The 18,700-nt window shown below is 65.9% G+C and carries 18 protein-coding genes and 1 pseudogene; 11 read left to right on the top strand and 8 right to left on the bottom strand.

What is annotated here, in order from left to right:
* Nucleotides 1-29 precede the first annotated feature (29 nt).
* The 8 genes from rpmH to B7R24_RS00630 all read left to right on the top strand — a co-directional run bounded on the left by rpmH (nucleotide 30) and on the right by B7R24_RS00630 (nucleotide 5,226).
* Nucleotides 30-167 carry a 50S ribosomal protein L34 gene (gene rpmH, locus B7R24_RS00665; RefSeq protein WP_055810406.1) on the top strand — a complete coding sequence of 46 codons (138 nt, stop codon included), beginning with the start codon at nucleotides 30-32 and terminating at the stop codon, nucleotides 165-167.
* 34 nt (nucleotides 168-201) lie between these two features.
* Nucleotides 202-540 carry a ribonuclease P protein component gene (gene rnpA, locus B7R24_RS00660; protein ID WP_116417056.1) on the top strand — a complete coding sequence of 113 codons (339 nt, stop codon included), beginning with the start codon at nucleotides 202-204 and terminating at the stop codon, nucleotides 538-540.
* A 5-nt stretch (nucleotides 541-545) separates the two neighbouring features.
* The gene (yidD, locus tag B7R24_RS00655) at nucleotides 546-893 is read left to right on the top strand and encodes a membrane protein insertion efficiency factor YidD (protein WP_116417293.1); all 348 of its coding nucleotides are present in this window, start codon (nucleotides 546-548) and stop codon (nucleotides 891-893) included.
* 8 nt (nucleotides 894-901) lie between these two features.
* Nucleotides 902-1,876, top strand: a complete 975-nt coding sequence (gene yidC / locus B7R24_RS00650; RefSeq protein WP_116417055.1) for a membrane protein insertase YidC — start codon at nucleotides 902-904, stop codon at nucleotides 1,874-1,876.
* Nucleotides 1,877-1,890: 14 nt separating this feature from the next.
* Nucleotides 1,891-2,583 (top strand): protein jag, encoded by a 693-nt coding sequence (locus tag B7R24_RS00645; RefSeq protein WP_437123497.1) that lies wholly within the window; start codon nucleotides 1,891-1,893, stop codon nucleotides 2,581-2,583.
* Between the two features lie 9 nt (nucleotides 2,584-2,592).
* Entirely contained in the window at nucleotides 2,593-3,228 is a 636-nt protein-coding gene (rsmG, locus tag B7R24_RS00640; protein ID WP_116417054.1) for a 16S rRNA (guanine(527)-N(7))-methyltransferase RsmG, read from the top strand.
* Between the two features lie 125 nt (nucleotides 3,229-3,353).
* A complete protein-coding gene (locus B7R24_RS00635; RefSeq protein ID WP_116417053.1) occupies nucleotides 3,354-4,265 on the top strand; it encodes a ParA family protein in 912 nt (303 codons plus the stop codon).
* A complete protein-coding gene (locus tag B7R24_RS00630) occupies nucleotides 4,258-5,226 on the top strand; it encodes a ParB/RepB/Spo0J family partition protein (RefSeq protein WP_116417052.1) in 969 nt (322 codons plus the stop codon). The genes B7R24_RS00635 and B7R24_RS00630 overlap by 8 nt, the downstream gene beginning before the upstream one ends.
* A gap of 111 nt (nucleotides 5,227-5,337) precedes the next feature.
* Here the strand turns inward: B7R24_RS00630 and B7R24_RS00625 are convergent, their stop codons facing one another.
* The 4 genes from B7R24_RS00625 to trxB all read right to left on the bottom strand — a co-directional run bounded on the left by B7R24_RS00625 (nucleotide 5,338) and on the right by trxB (nucleotide 9,152).
* Complete coding sequence (locus B7R24_RS00625; RefSeq protein ID WP_116417051.1) at nucleotides 5,338-6,300, bottom strand: D-alanine--D-alanine ligase family protein; 963 nt, start codon at nucleotides 6,298-6,300, stop codon at nucleotides 5,338-5,340.
* A gap of 2 nt (nucleotides 6,301-6,302) precedes the next feature.
* On the bottom strand, nucleotides 6,303-7,637 hold the full coding sequence (locus tag B7R24_RS00620; protein ID WP_116417050.1) for a PLP-dependent aminotransferase family protein: 1,335 nt from the start codon (nucleotides 7,635-7,637) through the stop codon (nucleotides 6,303-6,305).
* A 132-nt stretch (nucleotides 7,638-7,769) separates the two neighbouring features.
* On the bottom strand, nucleotides 7,770-8,096 hold the full coding sequence (gene trxA / locus B7R24_RS00615; protein ID WP_116417049.1) for a thioredoxin: 327 nt from the start codon (nucleotides 8,094-8,096) through the stop codon (nucleotides 7,770-7,772).
* A 63-nt stretch (nucleotides 8,097-8,159) separates the two neighbouring features.
* Nucleotides 8,160-9,152, bottom strand: coding sequence for a thioredoxin-disulfide reductase (gene trxB, locus B7R24_RS00610; protein ID WP_116417048.1), 993 nt, complete (start codon nucleotides 9,150-9,152; stop codon nucleotides 8,160-8,162).
* A 117-nt stretch (nucleotides 9,153-9,269) separates the two neighbouring features.
* Here trxB and B7R24_RS00605 point away from each other — a divergent pair, with 117 nt between their 5' ends.
* On the top strand, nucleotides 9,270-10,064 hold the full coding sequence (locus B7R24_RS00605; RefSeq protein ID WP_116417047.1) for an alpha/beta fold hydrolase: 795 nt from the start codon (nucleotides 9,270-9,272) through the stop codon (nucleotides 10,062-10,064).
* 36 nt (nucleotides 10,065-10,100) lie between these two features.
* Here the strand turns inward: B7R24_RS00605 and murJ are convergent, their stop codons facing one another.
* Entirely contained in the window at nucleotides 10,101-11,714 is a 1,614-nt protein-coding gene (gene murJ / locus B7R24_RS00600) for a murein biosynthesis integral membrane protein MurJ (protein WP_116417046.1), read from the bottom strand.
* Complete coding sequence (locus B7R24_RS00595) at nucleotides 11,707-14,139, bottom strand: DUF6049 family protein (RefSeq protein WP_116417045.1); 2,433 nt, start codon at nucleotides 14,137-14,139, stop codon at nucleotides 11,707-11,709. The genes murJ and B7R24_RS00595 overlap by 8 nt, the downstream gene beginning before the upstream one ends.
* An 80-nt stretch (nucleotides 14,140-14,219) precedes the next feature.
* On the opposite strand from B7R24_RS00595, the gene B7R24_RS00590 reads away from it, so the two are divergent.
* Nucleotides 14,220-15,647 (top strand): CCA tRNA nucleotidyltransferase, encoded by a 1,428-nt coding sequence (locus B7R24_RS00590; protein ID WP_116417044.1) that lies wholly within the window; start codon nucleotides 14,220-14,222, stop codon nucleotides 15,645-15,647.
* A 94-nt stretch (nucleotides 15,648-15,741) separates the two neighbouring features.
* Here B7R24_RS00590 and B7R24_RS00585 read toward each other — a convergent pair whose 3' ends face one another.
* Entirely contained in the window at nucleotides 15,742-16,812 is a 1,071-nt protein-coding gene (locus B7R24_RS00585; RefSeq protein ID WP_116417043.1) for an inositol-3-phosphate synthase, read from the bottom strand.
* A gap of 110 nt (nucleotides 16,813-16,922) precedes the next feature.
* The gene (locus tag B7R24_RS00580) at nucleotides 16,923-18,170 is read right to left on the bottom strand and encodes a glycosyltransferase (protein WP_116417042.1); all 1,248 of its coding nucleotides are present in this window, start codon (nucleotides 18,168-18,170) and stop codon (nucleotides 16,923-16,925) included.
* A 162-nt stretch (nucleotides 18,171-18,332) separates the two neighbouring features.
* Here B7R24_RS00580 and rpsF point away from each other — a divergent pair.
* Nucleotides 18,333-18,662 (top strand): annotated as a pseudogene (gene rpsF / locus B7R24_RS17895) (30S ribosomal protein S6); the annotation flags it as partial.
* Between the last annotated feature and the right edge of the window lie 38 nt (nucleotides 18,663-18,700).

Below are 18,700 nucleotides of genomic sequence, written 5' to 3'. Positions count from 1 at the left end.
CTTGCCGCCCGGGTCACGGAGAACACATCATGAGCAAGAGAACCTTCCAGCCGAACAACCGTCGTCGCGCCAAGGTGCACGGCTTCCGTCTGCGTATGCGTACGCGCGCCGGCCGTTCGATCCTTTCGGCACGTCGTCGTAAGGGCCGTACCGAGCTCTCCGCTTAGGCCTCCGCCTCCTTCCACGCGATTTCCGCTTCAGGTGCTGGCCAAGACCGCTCGGGTGACGACAGCAGATGACTATCGTGCTGCCGTACGTCGCGGTGCCAGGTTCGTGGCCCCGAACACGGTGACCTACGTTCGCCGACCCGGCGGGGCTACGGCGAGGTTCGGTTTCATCGTGTCGAAGGCGGTCGGTGTCGCCGTGACCCGAAACCTCGTCCGCCGTCGGCTGAAGGCGGTCTGTTACGCGCTGCAGGCGCAGGTCGAGCCTGGCGCCGAGATTGTGATCCGCGCCCTTCCGGGTACGGCCGTCCTGTCATATGAGGCGCTGCGCGCCGAGGTCAGCCGGTCGTTCACCAAAGCGGCGGTGCTCTCGTGAGCTCCATGACGGCGGTGGCCCCGCCGGCTCTTCTGCCGATCATCCGTACGCTCGTCATCGGCGCTTATCTTCTGCCCCGGAACATTGCGGTGTTGCTTCTGCGGACCTACCGGGCTGTCATCTCCCCGCTCTACGGCGACGTCTGCCGCTACTACCCCTCATGTTCGTCGTATACCCTGCAAGCGATCCAGCAGCGGGGCCTCTTCGTCGGCACAGCGCTCGGAGCGTACCGTCTCGTGCGGTGCAATCCGTGGGCGGCGGGCGGGATCGATGACGTTCCTCCCCTCCGCAGACAACACTTCCGTGTCACCAGATTCGGTTTCGTCGTAGCCAGTAGCCAAGGAAAGGGCTAACCCGAAGCATGGACATCCCCGGTTTTATCAGCACCATCCTGTGGCCCATCAAATGGGTGGTCGAGGGACTGCTCGTGCTGTTCCACACCATCCTCTCGGGTCTCGGCATGGAGCCGGCCGAAGGCCTGACCTGGGTTCTGTCGATCGTCGGCATGGTCCTCGTGATCAGGGCGGCTCTGATTCCGATCTTCGTCAAGCAGATCAAGAGCCAGCGGAAGATGCTCGAAGTCGCGCCGCAGCTGAAGAAGATCCAGGACAAGTACAAGGGCAAGAAAGACCAGTTCTCGCGCGAGGCGATGTCGCGGGAGACGATGGAGCTCTACAAGAAGACAGGCACGAACCCCCTGAGTTCGTGCCTGCCGCTCTTGCTGCAGATGCCGATCTTCTTCTCCCTGTTCTCTGTGCTGAACGATGCCCAGAAGGGTACGGCCGGCGTTTTCTGGCTGAACTCCGACCTGGCCCTGCAGTTCGGTAACGCCAAGCTCTTCGGTGTGGCCCCGCTGCACGAGAGCTTCCAGCAGGCGACGGTCACCGGGGATGTCGCGGTGATGATCATCGCGGTCGTCATGGTGATTCTGATGACCGGTTCGCAGTTCATCACCCAGCTGCAGATCATGTCGCGCAACCAGTCCCCCGAGGCCAAGAACAGCCCGATGTTCAAGCAGCAGCGCATTCTGCTGTACATCCTGCCGCTCGTGTTCGCGTTCTCGGGTTTCAGCTTCCCGCTCGGCGTGATGTTCTACTGGCTGACCTCGAACTTCTGGACCATGGGGCAGCAGTTCCTGGTGATCCGCAACATGCCGACACCCGGTAGCGAGGCGGCCAAGGCGCGCGAAGCCCGGTTGGCGAAGAAGGGTAAATTGAACGTTGTCGCGGCAGCCGACGGCACGGTCAACCACGTGATCCTCGAGGCTCCGAAAACGACCCAGCGCCAGCAGCCGGTGGGCAAGACCAGAGCCAAGAAACAGGGTGAGAAGAAGTGAGCGACGTGAGTGAGATCACCACGACGGGGGTCGACAGCGAGGTCGATGTCAGCGCTGCGGCCGGCGGCTATGCCGGTTCAGGGGCTGGTGCGACCGGTGAGGCGACTGGCGTGATTGACGGGGCGCCCGACGGTGCTGCGGAGGCCACTGGTGGCGCTGCGGGGGCCACTGGTGGCGCTGCGGGGGCCACTGGTGGCGCTGCGGAGGCGCCCGGTGGTGTTGCGGAGGCGACCGGTGGCGTTGCAGAGGGCACCCTCGAAGAGGAGGGCGACATTGCAGCGGACTACATCGAGGAGTTGCTCGACATCTGCGATCTCGACGGAGACATCGACATCGACGCTCGTGGTGGTCGTGCCTACGTGTCGGTGAACTCCTCGGAGGACAGCAACCTCAGGCTGCTGTCGAACCCCGACACGGTGCAGGCCCTGCAGGAGCTCACGCGTCTGGCCGTACAGACCAAGACGGGTGGGTTCTCCCGCCTGATCCTCGATGTGGGGGGTAGTCGCCAGATCCGTGAGGCGGAGCTGGGGCGGCTTGTGGCGTCGGCCATCGATCGCATCGAGGTCGGTGGAGAGTCCGCCGTCGCCCTTGCGCCCATGTCGTCGTACGAGCGCAAGGTGGTGCACGACATCGTCGCTGAGCGCGGGTTCGTCTCCAATTCGGAGGGTGAAGGCCGGGATCGTCACACTGTGGTCAGTGCGGCCTGAGTTGGATTTGTGAACCTACCTGATGAACTCGAGGCTGAACCCTCGGCGGCTGCCACGATCTTCGGTCCGACACTCGACGTCGCCCGTCAGTTCACTGCCAATCTCGCCGTCCACGGCGAAGAATACGGCCTGATCGGGCCACTGGAGCTTCCGCGTCTGTGGAGCCGCCACATCCTGAACTGCGCGATCGTCGCCCCCCTGATGAAGCCTGGCCGCGTCGGTGACGTCGGGAGTGGCGCGGGCTTGCCGGGGTTGGTTCTGGCCATCGCCCGGCCCGAGGTCGACTTCGTTCTGATCGAGCCGATGGAGCGTCGGGTGAAGTGGCTCAACGATCAGGCTGCCGAACTCTCCCTGAGTAATGTCACCGTGATGCGTGGCCGTGCTGAAGACGTGGGTTTCACCGGCGGGCTGGATCAGATCACTGCGCGCGCGGTGAGGGCTTTCGCGAAGCTCATCCCGATGTGCGCACCTTTGGTGCGTCCGGGTGGCGAGTTGGTGCTCATGAAGGGCGCGGGCGCAGGCGCGGAGATCGAGGCGGCCGGTAAGCAGATTCGCCGCTTCGCGTTGAGCGACGTTGAAGTGCATGAGCTTGGCCTGGGAGTTCTCGACGATGTCACACGGGTCATCACCGCTACTGTGAAGTAGCGAAGAGCACGGATGTTTCACGTGAAACATCCGTCAGTGGATTCTGGTGACCGCTCACCACCCCCGCTCCGGCAATGTTTCACGTGAAACCCTCCTCCGAATCACGAGCAACACAGAAAGACGACATGCCAGCTGAGTCCTCCGGTTACGACGCTTCCACGCCGCTGGCCCGTGAAATCGCAGACCTATCCAAACGCCGTCGTGCTGTAGTGGCCGCGGAGTACCCTCTCCCCCACGAGACACGCGTATTCACCATCGCGAATCAAAAGGGCGGAGTGGGGAAAACGACCACGACGGTGAACCTGGCGGCAGCCCTGGCTAAGACGGGCGCAAAGGTCCTCGTCATCGACCTGGACCCGCAGGGCAACGCCTCCACGGCCGTCGGAGCAGACCATCGCTCAGACACCCCCAGTGTGTACGACCTGCTGATCCATGACCTGCCACTCGAAGAGGTCGTGCAGAAGAGCCCTGAGTTCGACCGCCTGTACTGCGCCCCCGCCACGATCCATCTCGCGGGCGCGGAGATCGAGCTGGTTCCGATGGTCGCTCGCGAGTTGCGTCTTCGCGAGAGCCTCGACGGCTATCTTCAGCGGAGCGCAGATGCCGGCGAGCCGTATAACTACGTCTTCATCGACTGCCCACCGTCACTCGGGTTACTGACGATCAACGCCTTCGTTGCAGCGCGCGAAGTGCTCATCCCGATACAGTGTGAGTACTACGCCCTCGAGGGGCTCAGCCAATTGCTCTCGAACATTGCGCTCATCGAGAAGCATCTCAATCCCAAGCTTGCGGTCTCGACCATCCTTCTGACGATGTATGACGGGCGGACGCGTCTGGCAACGCAGGTCGCAGAAGATGTGCGCACCCATTTCCCCGCGCAGACTCTGACGGCCATCATCCCCCGTACCGTCAGGATCTCGGAGGCCCCGAGTTACGGCCAGACGGTCATCAGTTACGATCCACAGTCGACAGGTGCACTTTCGTACCTCGAGGCCGCATCAGAAATCGCACGACGAGGAGCAGAGACGAATGGCTAATCCGAAGAGGACCGGGCTCGGACGGGGTATCGGTTCACTGATCCCCACACAGGACGAATCCCGTTCGGGCAGCCCAGTGGACGTGTTCTTCGCCGACCGCGGCGAACCCGAGACCGAGCTGCTGTCGGTTCCTGGCGCGAAACTCGCGAGTCTCGACCCGAAATCCATCGTTCCGAACGCAAAACAGCCGAGAACCGACTTCGACGCCGACGATCTCGCCGAGTTGGTCGATTCCATCCGCGAAGTGGGCGTGCTGCAGCCGATCGTCGTGCGCGAGCTGCCGACGATCGCTGGAGAACCCCTCCAGTACGAACTCGTCATGGGGGAGCGGCGGCTGCGGGCCAGCAAGGAACTGGGACTCTCGGCGATTCCCGCGGTGATCAAAGACACCGCAGACGAGAACATGCTGCGCGATGCGCTGCTCGAGAATCTCCACCGCTCGCAGTTGAACCCCCTGGAAGAGGCATCGGCGTACCAGCAGCTGCTCTCGGACTTCGACATCACCCAGGACGAGCTCGCCAACCGCATCGGCCGCTCCCGGCCGCAGATCACGAACACCATCAGGTTGCTGAAACTTCCGACGGCGGTGCAGAAACGCGTGGCGGCGGGCGTACTGAGCGCAGGACATGCCCGAGCTATCCTCTCAGTGGTCGACGTCGACGAAATGAGCCGCCTCGCCGACAAGATCGTCAACGAAGACCTTTCCGTGCGAGCCGCCGAGGCCGCCGCCTCCCGGGCTCCGCGTGCCAAGAGGGTCCGGCCGACGGCCGGACGTCGGAACGACCACCTGGACGAGATCGCGGAACGCCTCGGCGACCGCCTCAACACCCGGGTCAAAGTCAGTTTGGGCGCAACGAGGGGCCAGATCGTCATCGACTTCGCGACGATCCAGGACCTCAACCGGATCCTGCAGGAGATGGGCGAGTCAACCTTCGGTTCGAACGGGCCGCGGTTCGAGTAGCGCGACGGCGCGGCGCTACCCCAGCGCGCTACCGCCCAGCCAGCTACCGCCCAACCAGCTACCGCCCGGCGCGCTATCGTGTCAGCGTGAGCCCTTCGACGCGCTAGCCCGTCAGCGTGCGTCGCGGATCGCCACTTCGCCGAGTGCTTCGTAGACAGAACCCAGGTCGAGCCCGGCGGCGAGGATTCCCTGCGGCACCAACGACGTCTCGGTGAGGCCGGGCAGCACGTTCGCCTCGAGGAACCACGGCAGCCCATCACTGTCGATGATGAGGTCGATGCGGGAGATGTGTCGGAGTCCGAGTGCCAGATGGATCGCCAAAGCCGCTTCGCCAGCTCTGGCCGCCGAAGCATCGTCGATGCGCGCCGGCGTGTAGAACTGGGTCTCGCCCGCATTGTACCGAGCCTCGAAAGAATAAACCCCTGATCGGGGCACGATTTCGACAGCAGGTAGAGCAAACGGGCCGTCTCCGGTGTCGATGACTCCGACCGAGATCTCGGTGCCTGACACCTTGCGCTCGATCAACGCCGTCTCACCGTACGTGTAGGCATCGACCACGGCACGGGGCAGATCGGCCTCCGTTTCGACCACCGTCACGCCCTGCGCGGAGCCTCCCATGGCCGGTTTGACGACCACCGGTGTGCCGAGATGTTTCAGGACGCCGTCGAGAACCTGTGACGCCCCGAGCTCGCGGAACGTTTCGCGTGGGAGGGTGATCGAATCAGGCGTACGGTAGCCGGCACGAGACACCAGCACTTTCGCTGTCGGTTTGTGCCAGGCGAGTTGTGCCGCAGCAGCTTCCGACCCGACGTAGGCGACACCCTGGGCATCCAGCAGGGCGCGCAACGAGCCGTCTTCACCGCTTGCGCCGTGCAGCGCTGGCCAGACCAGGTCTGGTGACGTCTCCGTGAGGTATGCGAGCAGAGAGCCGTCTGGCTCTCGCATGATGACCCTGTGACCCCTGGTGAGGAGGCTGTCGGCGACGCGGCGTCCCGACCGGAGCGACACCTCACGTTCGTGCGAGATGCCTCCAGCCAGCACGACGACGGTACGGATTTCTCTGGTGTCGGTCATTGTCAGTCCATGTCTGGTGGTGGGGCAGAGAACGAGGGAGAAGAACGGATGGTCTGCAGAGGCCCGGTCGCGTGAAAGGACTCCAGCAGATCCATTTCACCGTGAATGACGGTGGTGAGGCGCCGGATGCCCAGTCTGATCTGCTCGGGAGTGGGGTAGCAGAAGGACAACCGGATCTTGTTGCGGCCTCCCCCATCGGCGTAGAACGCCGTGCCGGGGGTGTAGGCCACCAGCTCTTTCACCGCCCGGGGAAGCATCTGCTTCGTGTCGAGGTAGTCGGGCAGGGTCACCCACACGTAGAAGCCGCCGTTCGGGGTCGTCCACGACAGCTCGGGCAGGTACTCCGTCAGAGCCGAGATCATGGTGTTCTTGCGCTCTTCGTAGACACCACGGAAGGTGCTGATCTGCCCCTTCCAGTCCGCCGTCTCGAGGTATTCGGAGATGACGAGCTGGCTGAACGAGCTCGGGCAGAGGATCGCAGATTCTGCGGCCAGGACAAGCTTCTCCCGAATAGCGTGCGGTGCGATCGCCCAACCGATGCGAAAACCGGGCGCCAGAGTCTTGGAGAACGATCCGAGGTAGATCACTCCCTCGTCTTCTGTGCTGCGCAGCGCGGGCGGCGGCGGACCGTCGAAGTACAGGAGCCCGTACGGGTTGTCCTCCAGCACGAGGATGCCCTCGGACCGGCAGATCTGCAGGATCTCCTCGCGCCTCGAGGCCGAGAGCGTCACTCCGGCGGGGTTGTGGAAGTTCGGGATCGTGTAGAGGAATTTGATCGTGCGACCCGACACCCGTACCCGGGCGATGGCCTCCCGCAGTGCATCCGGAATCAAGCCGTCATCGTCCATCAGAACGTGCTCGACATCGGCCTGGTAGGAACGGAACACCCCGATGGCACCGACGTAGCTGGGCGCCTCCGCCAGGATGACATCGCCCGGGTTGATGAAGAGCTTGGTGATGAGGTCGAGCGCCTGCTGCGAACCGGTCGTCACGACGACGTCGTCGACACTGCCCCGGATGCCCTCCAGCGCCATCACCTCGAGAATGTGCTCGCGGAGCTTCGGTACGCCCTGGCCAGACCCGTACTGCAGGGCAACCGGACCGTGATCGACCATGACCCGGTTCATGGAGTCGATGACGAGGTCGCGGGGCAGCGCGGAGACGTAGGGCATACCGCCGGCGAGAGAGACGACCTCGGGCCGCGAGGCGACAGCGAACAGGGCCCGCACCTCTGACACAGACAGCCCGGCCGCGCGGTCGGCGTAGTTGTTGTACCAGGGATCGAGGTTGGTACCCGATGTCGACGGGGTGTTTTGGCTGTTCACGTGCACTTCCATCAAGAGGCGAAATTCCATGCTATCGAAACGAAAAAGGGCCCGGCGCCACACAACATGTGGCCCGGACCCGTGCACCGCTGTGCTCAGCCGTGCTGGCACACCGCAGTGGGTGGTTCTGTCGAGAGCCTCGCTCTAGGCGAGGTAGTCGGCGAGGTCGTTCTCAAGTGCCGCCTTGGGCTTCGCGCCGATGATGGTCTTGACGACCTCTCCACCGCGGTAGACCTTCATCGCCGGAATCGACGTGATCTGGTACTTGGCTGCGGTCTGAGGGTTGTCGTCGACGTTCAGCTTTACGATACGGATCTTGCTCGAGTGCTCATCGGCGATCTGGTCGAGAATGGGCGAGACCGCGCGACAGGGGCCGCACCATTCCGCCCAGAAGTCGACCAGGATGGTGTCTTCTGAGTTCAGGACGTCTGCTTCGAAGCTGGCATCGGTGACGGAGAGGGCGCTTGACATAGGAGTTCTCACTTTCTGTTCAGACCAGATAAACAGCATCTGATCAGGTAATTTGGATGACTTTTAGGACTGCAGGCTCTCGACGAGCTCGATTTCAGCCTCTGCCTCGCGCAGCTCAGCGATGGAGGAGGCCTCCGCTAAACCCGCGAGGTAGTGCTCTGCGTCGAGGGCTGCGACGGTTCCCGATGCGGCGGCGGTTGCCGCCTGGCGGTAGGTGTCGTCGATGACGTCGCCGGCTGCGAAGACACCGGCGATGTTGGTCTTCGACGACCGACCCGAGACGGCGATGGTGCCCGAAGCGGTGAGGTCGAGCTGGCCGTGCACGAGGTGGGTGCGGGGGTCGTTGCCGATGGCCACGAACAGACCCTGTACCGCCAGATCGCTGAACTCACCGGTCTTCGTGTTCTCGAGTTCCAGACCCTCGACCGTGTTCTCGCCCTCGATGCCGACCACGGCCGAGTTGAAGACGAATTCGATCTTGTCGTTCGCGAACGCGCGCTCCTGCATGATCTTGGATGCCCGCAGCGAGTCCTTGCGGTGGATGAGGTAGACCTTCTCGGCGAACCGGGTGAGGAAGGTCGCCTCCTCCATGGCGGAGTCACCGCCGCCGATGACGGCGATCGTCTTCTTCTTGAAGAAGAACCCGTCGCAGGTCGCGCACCAGGAGACACCGCGGCCGCTCAGACGCTCTTCGTCTTCGAGACCGAGCTTGCGGTAGGCAGAACCGGTGGAGAAGATGACAGCCTGGGCTTCGAAGTCGCCGCTGTACCCGGTGGAGACCTTCTTGATGTCGCCCGAGAAGTCGACGCTGGTCACATCGTCGAGCAGAACCTCGGTACCGAACTTCTCGGCCTGCTCCTGCAGCTTCGTCATGAGGTCTGGGCCCTGGATGCCCTCCGGAAAGCCCGGGAAGTTCTCGACCTCTGTGGTCTTCATGAGCTCGCCACCGGCTTCGACGCTCGACGCGATGAGCAGCGGCTGGAGGCCGGCTCGCGCAGCGTAGATGGCGGCGGTGAAACCGGCGGGACCGGACCCGATGATGATTATCTGTCGCATCGACAAGCTCCTTGATCGCGGCGACGGTGTCACCGGCTTTTGTGCTACGAAGGCCTCAACACATCCTATCCGCCGCATATTCCGGTGCCACGGGTGGCTCACAGGCATGATGGAGGGGTGAGCGAAGCCTTCAATCCCCTCGACGGAACCCGCATCGCCTTCCAGGAGGTCGGGCAGGGCACACCCCTCGTGCTGGTGCATGGATCGGCACTCTCGAGGGCCATCTGGCGCGGCTTCGGCTACGTCGCTGCGCTGCGCGACGAATACCGCCTCGTGCTCATCGACATGCGCGGTCACGGGCTGAGTGGCAAGCCGCACGACCCCGCTGACTACGCGATGCCGCTGGTGGTCGCCGACGTGCTCGCTGTCTACGATGCTGCGGGCATCGACGCCGCGCACTACTTCGGATACTCCTTCGGCGCACGGGTGGGCTTCTCGCTCGCCGACGCACACCCTGAACGGATGCTCTCCCTCACCTCGGCCGGGGGCACCTACCGCATCGGCGCGGGCGCCGTCTCCAGCCTGTTCTTCGAGGGATACGACGAGGCCCTCCGCCGGGGTGGGATGCGCGGGTTCATCGACGGCTGGGAGGCCCGGTCCGGGGCGTCCATCGATCCTGCGACGACCCGGGCGTTCCTCGCCAACGACCCCGAGGCACTGCGCGCGTACTTTCGGCAGCTGCAGGTCGAACAGGGCGTCGATGAGGCACGGCTGGCGGGCATCCTGACCCCCACCCTGCTTCTTGCGGGCACGGATGACCGGCCGCGCTACCTCGATTCCGAACGGGCCGCACGGCTGATGCCGGACGCGCGTTTCGAGCCGCTGCCGGGTCGCGGGCACGCGAACACGCTGTTCCCGGCAGCCCCGGTCATCGAGTTGTTGCGCGGGTTCCTGTCGGAGCTGCCGCGCTGACGCTCGGGCGGAGGGTCACGGGCTACGGGCTACGGCCTACGAGCGCCTGAGGCGCCGCACGATCGGCCCCAGGGCGTCGCTCAACTCGTTCGAGCGCACCACCCGAAGGGCGAGCGCATACACGCCGAGCATGACCAGCCCGATCAGCACCATCGACACGATCGCGGGGAAGCGGCCCGACATCGAGAACCCGTCGTCGAAGTTCCCGCCCAGCAGGAAGAACACCACAAACCCGGCGATCGAGGCCGGCAGGGCTGCCAGGGCGTCCTTCGCGAAGCTCGACACGGTACGGCTGAGACCCCCGCCGAGCTTGCGGTGCAGCAGGATCCCCAGCAGGAGGGCCTGCATGATGCCGGCGATCGACAGCATGAGCGCAACGCTCGCGCCCACGACGTCTTTCGGGGCGATGAGCAGTACGACGAGACAGCCGAGGGCGAAGAAGACGGACTGGAAGACGGTCGTGAAGAACGGTGTGCGTGTGTCGCCGAGCGCGAAGAAGGCCCGCTGCAGCACGAACAGGATACTGAACGCGGGCAGCCCGATCAGGAAGGCGATCAGCACGTTGCCGATCGCGAGCGCGCCCGCGTAGTCCTCGGCGAAGACCCGGCCGAAGGGGTAGGCGGCTGTGAGCAGCACGACCGCCGCAAGCACCATGACGACCGTGATCTGGCGTATGGATGCCGCGATGTCGGCCCTGACGAGGTCGAGCCTCTTGGCGCTGGCGTTCTCACTCATCCGAGTGAAGTAGGCGGTTGCGATGGAGACGGCGACGATGGAGTGCGGCAGCATGAAGATCAGCCAGGCGTACTGCAGCACAGCGACGGAGGCGTCGCTGCCCGAGGCGGTCGAGACGACGTTGGTCTCGACCAGGCCCGCGCCGGTCGTGACGAGGATCATGCCGAACGACCAGCCCGCGATGCGGCCGGTCTGGGCCAGTCCGACGCCCTTCCAGCGGAAGTCGGGACGGTAGCTCAGGCCCACCCGGCGCCAGAAGGCGAACAGGATGAGGCCCTGCACGGCGATACCCAGCGTCGCCGTTCCGGCCAGCACGGCGATCGAGTCGGGCGTCCACCACGCGAACGGCCGGGCACCGGCCGCATCCGACCCGTAGACGGCGAGGAAGACGATGAGCCCGATGAGCGCGATCAGGTTGTTGACGATGGGGGCGAGAGTGAAGGGCCCGAAGGAGTTCCGGGCGTTCAGAACCTCGCCGAGGATCGTGTAGACGCCGTAGAAGAAGATCTGCGGCAGGCACCAGTAGGCGAAGGCGGTGGCGAGCGATGCCTGCTCGGGTGCGAAGTCGTTCACGGTGATCGAGACGAGTAACGGCGCGAGCAGGGTCGCGACGAGGGCCGCCCCGGCGAGAACGACCAGGGCGATGGTCACGAGCTTGTTGATGTAGGCCCTGCCGCCGTCGAGATGCAGGGCACTCTGAACGATCTGGGGTACCAGAACCGCGCTGAGCGCGCCACCGGCGACGATCACATAGATGGTGTTCGGCAGCTGGTTCGCGGCGGCGAAGGCGTCACCGACCGCGAAGACGCCGATGGCCTGGATGAGCACGATGGTCTTCACGAAGCCCAGGATGCGCGAGACGATCGTGCCGCCGGCGAGCAGGGCGCTGGAGCGGCCGATGGTGCGCTCAGCCATTCGGGGTCTCCTCGGTGAGGGTGTCGGAGCTGCCCGGGGCAGCACCCGCGGCATTGCCGGGGGCGACGCCGCGCTCCAGACGCCGGCGCTTCATGACCTGCCGCACGATGCCGAAGGCCAGCAGAAGGGCCGCCAACACGGCGATCACGATCGTTCCGATGCCCTCCCAGTCGGCGCTCACATTGATCTGCCGGGGCGCCGCCTGGTCGATCTCGACACCGCGGGGATTGAAGAGCTGCAGGCGCAGATTCACTTCGCCGCTGGCCACCGCCGCCTTCACGGGTACGCGTGCCGTCTTCTGCGACTTCGCCTCGACCACGACCTCGATGCGCCCGGGCTCCACCACGAGCCGGCCGTTCGACGGGGTGACCTGCAACTCGACGGTGACTGCCTCGGCCAGGTCGTTGCTGATGAGCACCGGAACCTCGCTGCTCGTGGCGAAGAGGTTGATGTTGCTGCCGTCGATGATCTTCACCGAGCCGAGGGCGTTCTCGGCGAGGGTGGCGTAGGCCGCCTCGGCGATCGTGCGGCCGGCCGGATCGTCTGCCCATGACTGGGCGAGCACCGCCATCAGGGTGGCGCGCTGCAGGCCGGTCAGGAGTTCCGGCTTCGCAATGACGGAGGAGAAATCACTGACCTCACGCTCGTACGACATCATCGCGGCGACAGTTGCCTTGCGTTCGGCAGACTCGTCGCTGTTCTTCACGCTCACACCGAGGGTGGGGCCGCCCAGCACTTCGGTGAGCCCCCGCTCGGTCGACCACGGGAGTGCCTCGAGCAGGCTGAGGGAGCGGCCGACGGCCGAGGCCGAAGACGGTGCGTCACGCCCGAGGCTCGCCACGAGGGCCGGAGCCGACGACGAAGCCTGGCCCGAGACCACGGCGAGGATGCCCGAGACTTCTGCGAGGGCGGCGTCACGACCGGTGTCGGTGGTAGCCGCGGTGGCGTTCTGCAGGGCATCCGAAAGCCTGGAATCGACGATGACCGCGGTCTTGTCGCCGATCGTTGCGGGAGCGCTGGGTGTGAGGGTCTCTGCTTCGGCCGGCAGCGCGACGTTGTCAGAGCTCAGGATGCTCGTGGTGAGGCCCGCGGCGGCGAAGAAGTTGAGGTCGTCTGTCGTCACGGTACCCGCGGCGGGCCAGGCGAGATCGGTTCGGGTGTAGTTCCACGCGAGAAGTTCGGAGGTGGTGGGGAGCGTGCCGGCGGCGGGAACGCCGGTGGGCGTGGGTGTGGGCGTTCCGGTGCTGGTGTCGCCGCCGGCGGTGCCGGAACCGGCGGCTGTGGTGTTCGATCCGCCGGCCGTGGTGCCGGTGCCCGTGGCCGAAGTGGCCGAGCCCGTCTGGCCCGGCAGCGCGAACGGGTCGGGAGTCGGCACGGTCTGGAAGTTCGCGCTCTGAAGCGCGTAGTCGAACGAGGTGGGTCGCAGCAGGTCGACGGCTCCGGCCTGGCGTTCGACGGCGATGTCGGCATCGCCGAACGACAGGGAGAAGGTGGGGTTCGAGGCGGCGGCGAGGCGGGCCAGCCAGTCCAGGGCCGACTGGGGGGCGGCCGTGCCGAGAACACGGATAGACACAATCACGCGCGGGTCGATGGCCAGCGTGGCGGGACTGTCGAGCACGGAGTCCAGTTTGTCGGCCAGCACACCACCCGGCGCGGTGTAGGTGTCGAGTTCGGCTGCGGTGAGGAGGCCGCGATCGCCCGCGGGCACGGTGAGCGGCATGATCACGGCGACGGAGGTCTCCCGTGCCGGGGCCCCCACCGACCAGACGACGGTGTTGCGCGCGTCGACGACGGTCGACGCCGCGGTGTAGGTGGCTTCGATGCCATAGGCACCCCAGGCGCTGAGGCCCAGCTGCGCGGCGGGCAGGGCGGTTCGGAAGACCGCCGTCGCGCCGGCGGCGACGCTGCCCGCCGCGAGGTCGACCGCGAGCGAGTCGGGTGACGACGCGTCAGCCGTCGACGGGCTCTGCCACTCGGTGAGGTCGGAACGGGTGCTGAGGGGGGTGCGGTCGAGCAGGGTGCGGATGCTGCCGGCCGGCAACGCCGCCGACGTCGTGTTCGTGATCGAGATCGTCATCGCCAGGTCCTGGCCGGGCTGGAGCACTCCCGCGCCGTCGGGAGCGAGCGCAACGCTCACGGCCCCGGTGTCGACCGACGGGGTCTGGGCCGAACCGTCTGTCTGGGCCGAGCCGTCTGTCTGTGCCGAGCCGTCTGTCTGGGCCGAGCCGTCCGTCTGGCCGGAGACCGTCGGGGCGGGGGAGGGCGACGTGTCGGCGCTCGCGGTGAGGGGGCTGCCGATCATCCCGAGCAGCAGGCCCGCGGAGACGGCCACCGACGCCGTGAGCCGACGGAGCCCGCCCGCTCCGGCCAGCCGGAAGACGCGTCTCGGGCTGCGGCGGACACCCGAATCTAACGCCGCATCCATGCCTGTGATTCTAGGGTGTCGGCCTGAACGGTACCGTGAAGGCCTCGCTGGTGGGAAGGCTCTGCAAGTAGGGTAACGACGTGCAATCCGTGTCGGACTCCCTCCATTCCCTGGCCGAACTCGCCTCGAAACCGCCGATCTCACTGCTCTCCGCGGCGTTCCGTGCGGCCGGGCACGAGCTCGCTCTCGTCGGCGGTCCCGTGCGCGACGCCTTCCTCGGCCGGGTCGTGCACGACCTCGATCTGACGACGGATGCGACGCCCGACGAGATCCTCACGATTATGAAACCGCTGGCCGAGGCGCACTGGGACATCGGCCGCGCCTTCGGAACGATCGGCGCCCGCATTGGCGGAGAGACCGTGGAGATCACGACGTACCGCTCCGACGTCTACGACCAGACCACACGAAAGCCCAGCGTGGAATTCGGCACCTCACTCGAGGTCGACCTCCTGCGACGCGACTTCACCGTGAACGCACTGGCTCTGCGCCTGCCCGACCTCGTGCTGGTCGACCCGTCGAAGGGTATGGATGATCTGCTCGCGGGCATCCTGAGAACCCCGTCGACGCCCGAGGTCTCCTTCGGCGACGACCCGCTGCGAATGATGCGGGCCGTGCGGTTCACCGCCCAACTCGGTTTCACGGTCGACGAGGAGACCAGGTTCGCGCTCGACGAGATGGCCGGGCGCATCGAGATCATCTCGGCCGAGCGGGTCAATGAAGAACTCAGCAAACTGCTGGTGTCTGCGGCTCCCCGGCGGGGTATCGAGCTGCTCGTCGACTCAGGACTGGCCGCGTACGTGCTGCCGGAGGTTCCCGCCCTGAGCCTGGAGATGGACGAACACCACCACCACAAAGACGTCTACCAGCACAGTCTGACGGTGCTCGACCAGGCGATCGATCTCGAGGGGTCGAGGCAGCTCGACGGATCGCCCGACCTCGTGCTGCGGCTGGCGGCGCTGCTGCACGACATCGGCAAGCCTGCGACCCGGCGGCTTGAGCCCGGCGGCGTGGTGTCGTTCCACCACCACGACGTTCTGGGGGCGAAGCTCGCCAAACGCAGGCTGAAGGCGCTGCGCTACGACAACGACACGATCGCCGCCGTCTCGCGGCTCATCGAGCTGCATCTGCGCTTCTTCGGGTACACCGACGGCGCCTGGACGGATTCGGCGGTTCGCCGCTACGTGCGGGATGCCGGACCGCTGCTCGAGCGACTGCACATCCTGGTGCGGGCCGATGTCACCACCCGAAACGTACGAAAGGCCGACCGCCTGTCGTTCGCGTACGACGACCTCGAGGCGCGTATCGCTGTGCTCGCGTCGCAGGAGGAACTGGATTCGACCAGGCCCGACCTGAACGGCGAACAGATCATGGGCATCCTGGGTCTGTCGCCCGGCCGCGAGGTCGGCGAGGCCTACCGCTTCCTCCTCGAGCTGCGGCTCGAAGAGGGCCCGCTCGGCGAGGAGGAGGCCACCCGCCGCCTCCTGGCCTGGCAGGCGGCGAAAGCGTAAGAGAGGATGTGGCTGGTCGGTGGGCTTCCGTGCGACCCACCGGCCCCGATGATCCTCTTCTACGCGGGCTGAGTTGGGGGGCGGGGGGGGGGGGCTAGGTGTTGTCGGCGATGAAGGCCTCGAGCAGGGCCCGGGCCTCGTCGTCGGGGTGCTGCACAGACGGGCTCTTCATGAAGTAGGCCGAGGCCGACTCGACCGGGCCGCCGAGTCCGGCGGCGCGGGCGATCGCCGCGGCGCGCAGGGCGTCGATGACCACGCCGGCCGAGTTCGGTGAGTCCCACACCTCGAGCTTGTACTCGAGGTTGATCGGCGCATTGCCGAAACCGTGGCCCTCGAGCCTGACGAATGCGAACTTGCGGTCGTCGAGCCATGGCACGTGATCGCTCGGACCGATGTGGATGTCGCGTTCCGGCAGTGTCACGTCGATATTGCTCGTGACCGACTGGGTCTTCGAGATCTTCTTCGACTGCAGGCGCTTGCGCTCCAGCATGTTCTTGAAGTCCATGTTGCCGCCGACGTTCAGCTGGTAGGTGTGGTCGAGCGCGATTCCGCGGCTCTCCATCAGCCGGGCGAGCACGCGGTGCGTGATGGTCGCCCCGACCTGGCTCTTGATGTCGTCGCCGACGATCGGCACCCCGGCGTCGCGGAACTTCGCCGCCCAGACCGGGTCGCTCGCGATGAACACGGGAACGGCGTTCACAAAGGCGACGCCCGCATCGATCGCGGCCTGCGCATACGACTTGACGGCATCCTCTGACCCCACCGGCAAGTAGCAGACCAGTACGTCGGCACCGCTCTCGCGGAGGGCGGCGACCACGTCGACGACCGGCGCATCCGACTCGTCGACCAGCTGGCGGTAGTACTCCCCCAGGCCGTCGAAGGTCGGACCGCGCTGCACGGTCACTCCGGTCGCCGCGACGTCGGCGAACTTCAGCGTGTTGTTCTCGCTCGCCCAGATGGCATCGGCCAGGTCGAGACCGACCTTGGCCGCGTCGACGTCGAAGGCCGCGACGAACTCGATGTCGCCGACGTGGTGGCCGCCGAAGCGCACGTGCATGAGGCCGGGAACCGGCTCATCGACGGGAGCGTCGCGATAGAAGGTGACACCCTGTATGAGGGAGTTGGCGCAGTTTCCGACGCCAGCGATAGCGACCTTGATACCCATGTGGCGTGCCGTTCTTTCAGATTGCTAGGAGAAGCCGGCTTCCATCTGTCACCTGCCACCGCGCTGCGGGCGTGAGGGAGGGGGGAAGAGGCGACCACAATTCTAACCAGCTATCGCACGGCCGCTTTCAGGTACAGCAGCAGTGTCTCGTGTGCGGTCTGGTTCCAGCTGTGCCGGACGCCGTAGGCGGTCGCGCTCGCCGAGAGTTGCGCAAAGCGCACCGGGTCGCCCAGCAGTCTCGAGACGACCCAGGCCCAGCTGGCCGGCTCGCGGTCGTCGACCAGCACACCGCTGACGCCGTCAGAGACGCTCGAGACCAGGCCCGACGTGCGCCCCGCGACCACCGGAGTACCGGAGGCTGCCGCCTCGAGGGCGACCAGTCCGAAGGTCTCGGAGTGCGAGGTCATTAGCACGAGCGACGCATCGCGCAACAGCTGAGCTGCGTCCTGGCGGCTCTGCGTGCCGGCGAACCTGACGCGGTCGGCGATGCCGAGCCCGGTAGCGAGAGCCTTCAGCTCGTCGAGGTACTGCTCCGTTCCGGGGGTCGCGGCGCCGGCGATCACGAGGTCAGGCCGCACGGCGGGCGGGATGGCCGCGAGAGTGCGGATGGCGAGGTCCTGCCCCTTCAGGCGCTGGATACGACCCAGGGTCAGGATGAACGGACGGTGCGGTGCGGTGCGGGTGCTGCCGGTCATCCCGCTCTCTGTGCGCGTCGCCCTGCCGGTCATCCCGCTCGCCGGAGGCACCGGGGCGGGGTGGAACAGCGTCGTGTCGACACCCGGTGCCACGACGTGCACCCGCTCGGGGCGCGCCTGGTAGTCGGCGAGGATGGAATCGCGCTCGGCGGCCGTCGAGACGATCGTTCCGCGGGAGCGCGTCACGAGCATCCGCTCGGAGTTGAGGCGGTTCGTGGGTTCGGCCGGGTCGCCGGGTGCCAGGCGCGCGTTCTTGAGGGCAGCGACCGTGTGCAGGCTCTGGATGTGCGGAATGCCCCCCATGGCTGCCACCGGCAGCGCGGCGAGGCCCGACAGCCAGTAGTGCGAATGCAGAACGTCGAACCGGGGGACTTCGGCCAGGGCACCCTGGAAGCGCCCGACCATCGCCGGCAGGTCACGCTTGGGGACGGCTCGGAGAGGGCCCGCCACGAGGAAGCGCACCGGTACTCCCCCGGCCGTGTGGTCGAGGGGCGGTTGATCGGCACTCGTCGCGCGCGTGAGCAGTTCGACGTCGTACCCCGCACGGTGCATCGCCTCGCCCAGTGCCACGACGTAGACGTTCATACCGCCGGCGTCACCGGAACCCGGAGCCGCGAGCGGCGATGTGTGCAGTGACACCAGGCCGATCCGCTCGAGATTCACTGGCCCACTCTAATGCCTGATCTGGTAGGCTCTACAGGTTGTCTGCATCCAGTGGGGTTCTCTCACGCGGATGGCGACTGCTGCACACACCCTCCTGTCACAGAACGTCTGTGACCGATCTAGTCCAAAGGAGGTGGGTTAGTGACGCACAAATACGAACTCATGGTCATCCTCGATCCAGAAATCGATGAGCGCACCGTGGCTCCGAGCCTCGACAAATTCCTCAACGTCATCCGCAAGGATGGCGGTACCGTCGACAGCGTCGACATCTGGGGCCGACGTCGCCTGGCTTACGAGATCAACAAGAAGACCGAAGGCATCTACGCCGTCGTGAAGCTGACCGCGACGGCCGACTCCACCAAGGAACTCGACCGCCAGCTGAAGCTCTCCGAAGCTGTCATGCGCACCAAGGTGCTGCGTGCCGAGGAGGCCATCGCCCAGGTGGCAGAGGCTGCAAAGCTCGCCGAGGCCAAGGCAGCGCGCGCCGCTGCCAACCCGAAGACCCCGTCTTCGTCGTCGGCTCCGGCGTC

The sequence above is a fragment of the Subtercola boreus genome, from assembly GCF_003399645.1.
In the GTDB taxonomy this organism is placed as follows: Bacteria; Actinomycetota; Actinomycetes; order Actinomycetales; family Microbacteriaceae; genus Subtercola; species Subtercola boreus_A.
This window is presented reverse-complemented; position numbering and strand designations above follow the sequence as displayed.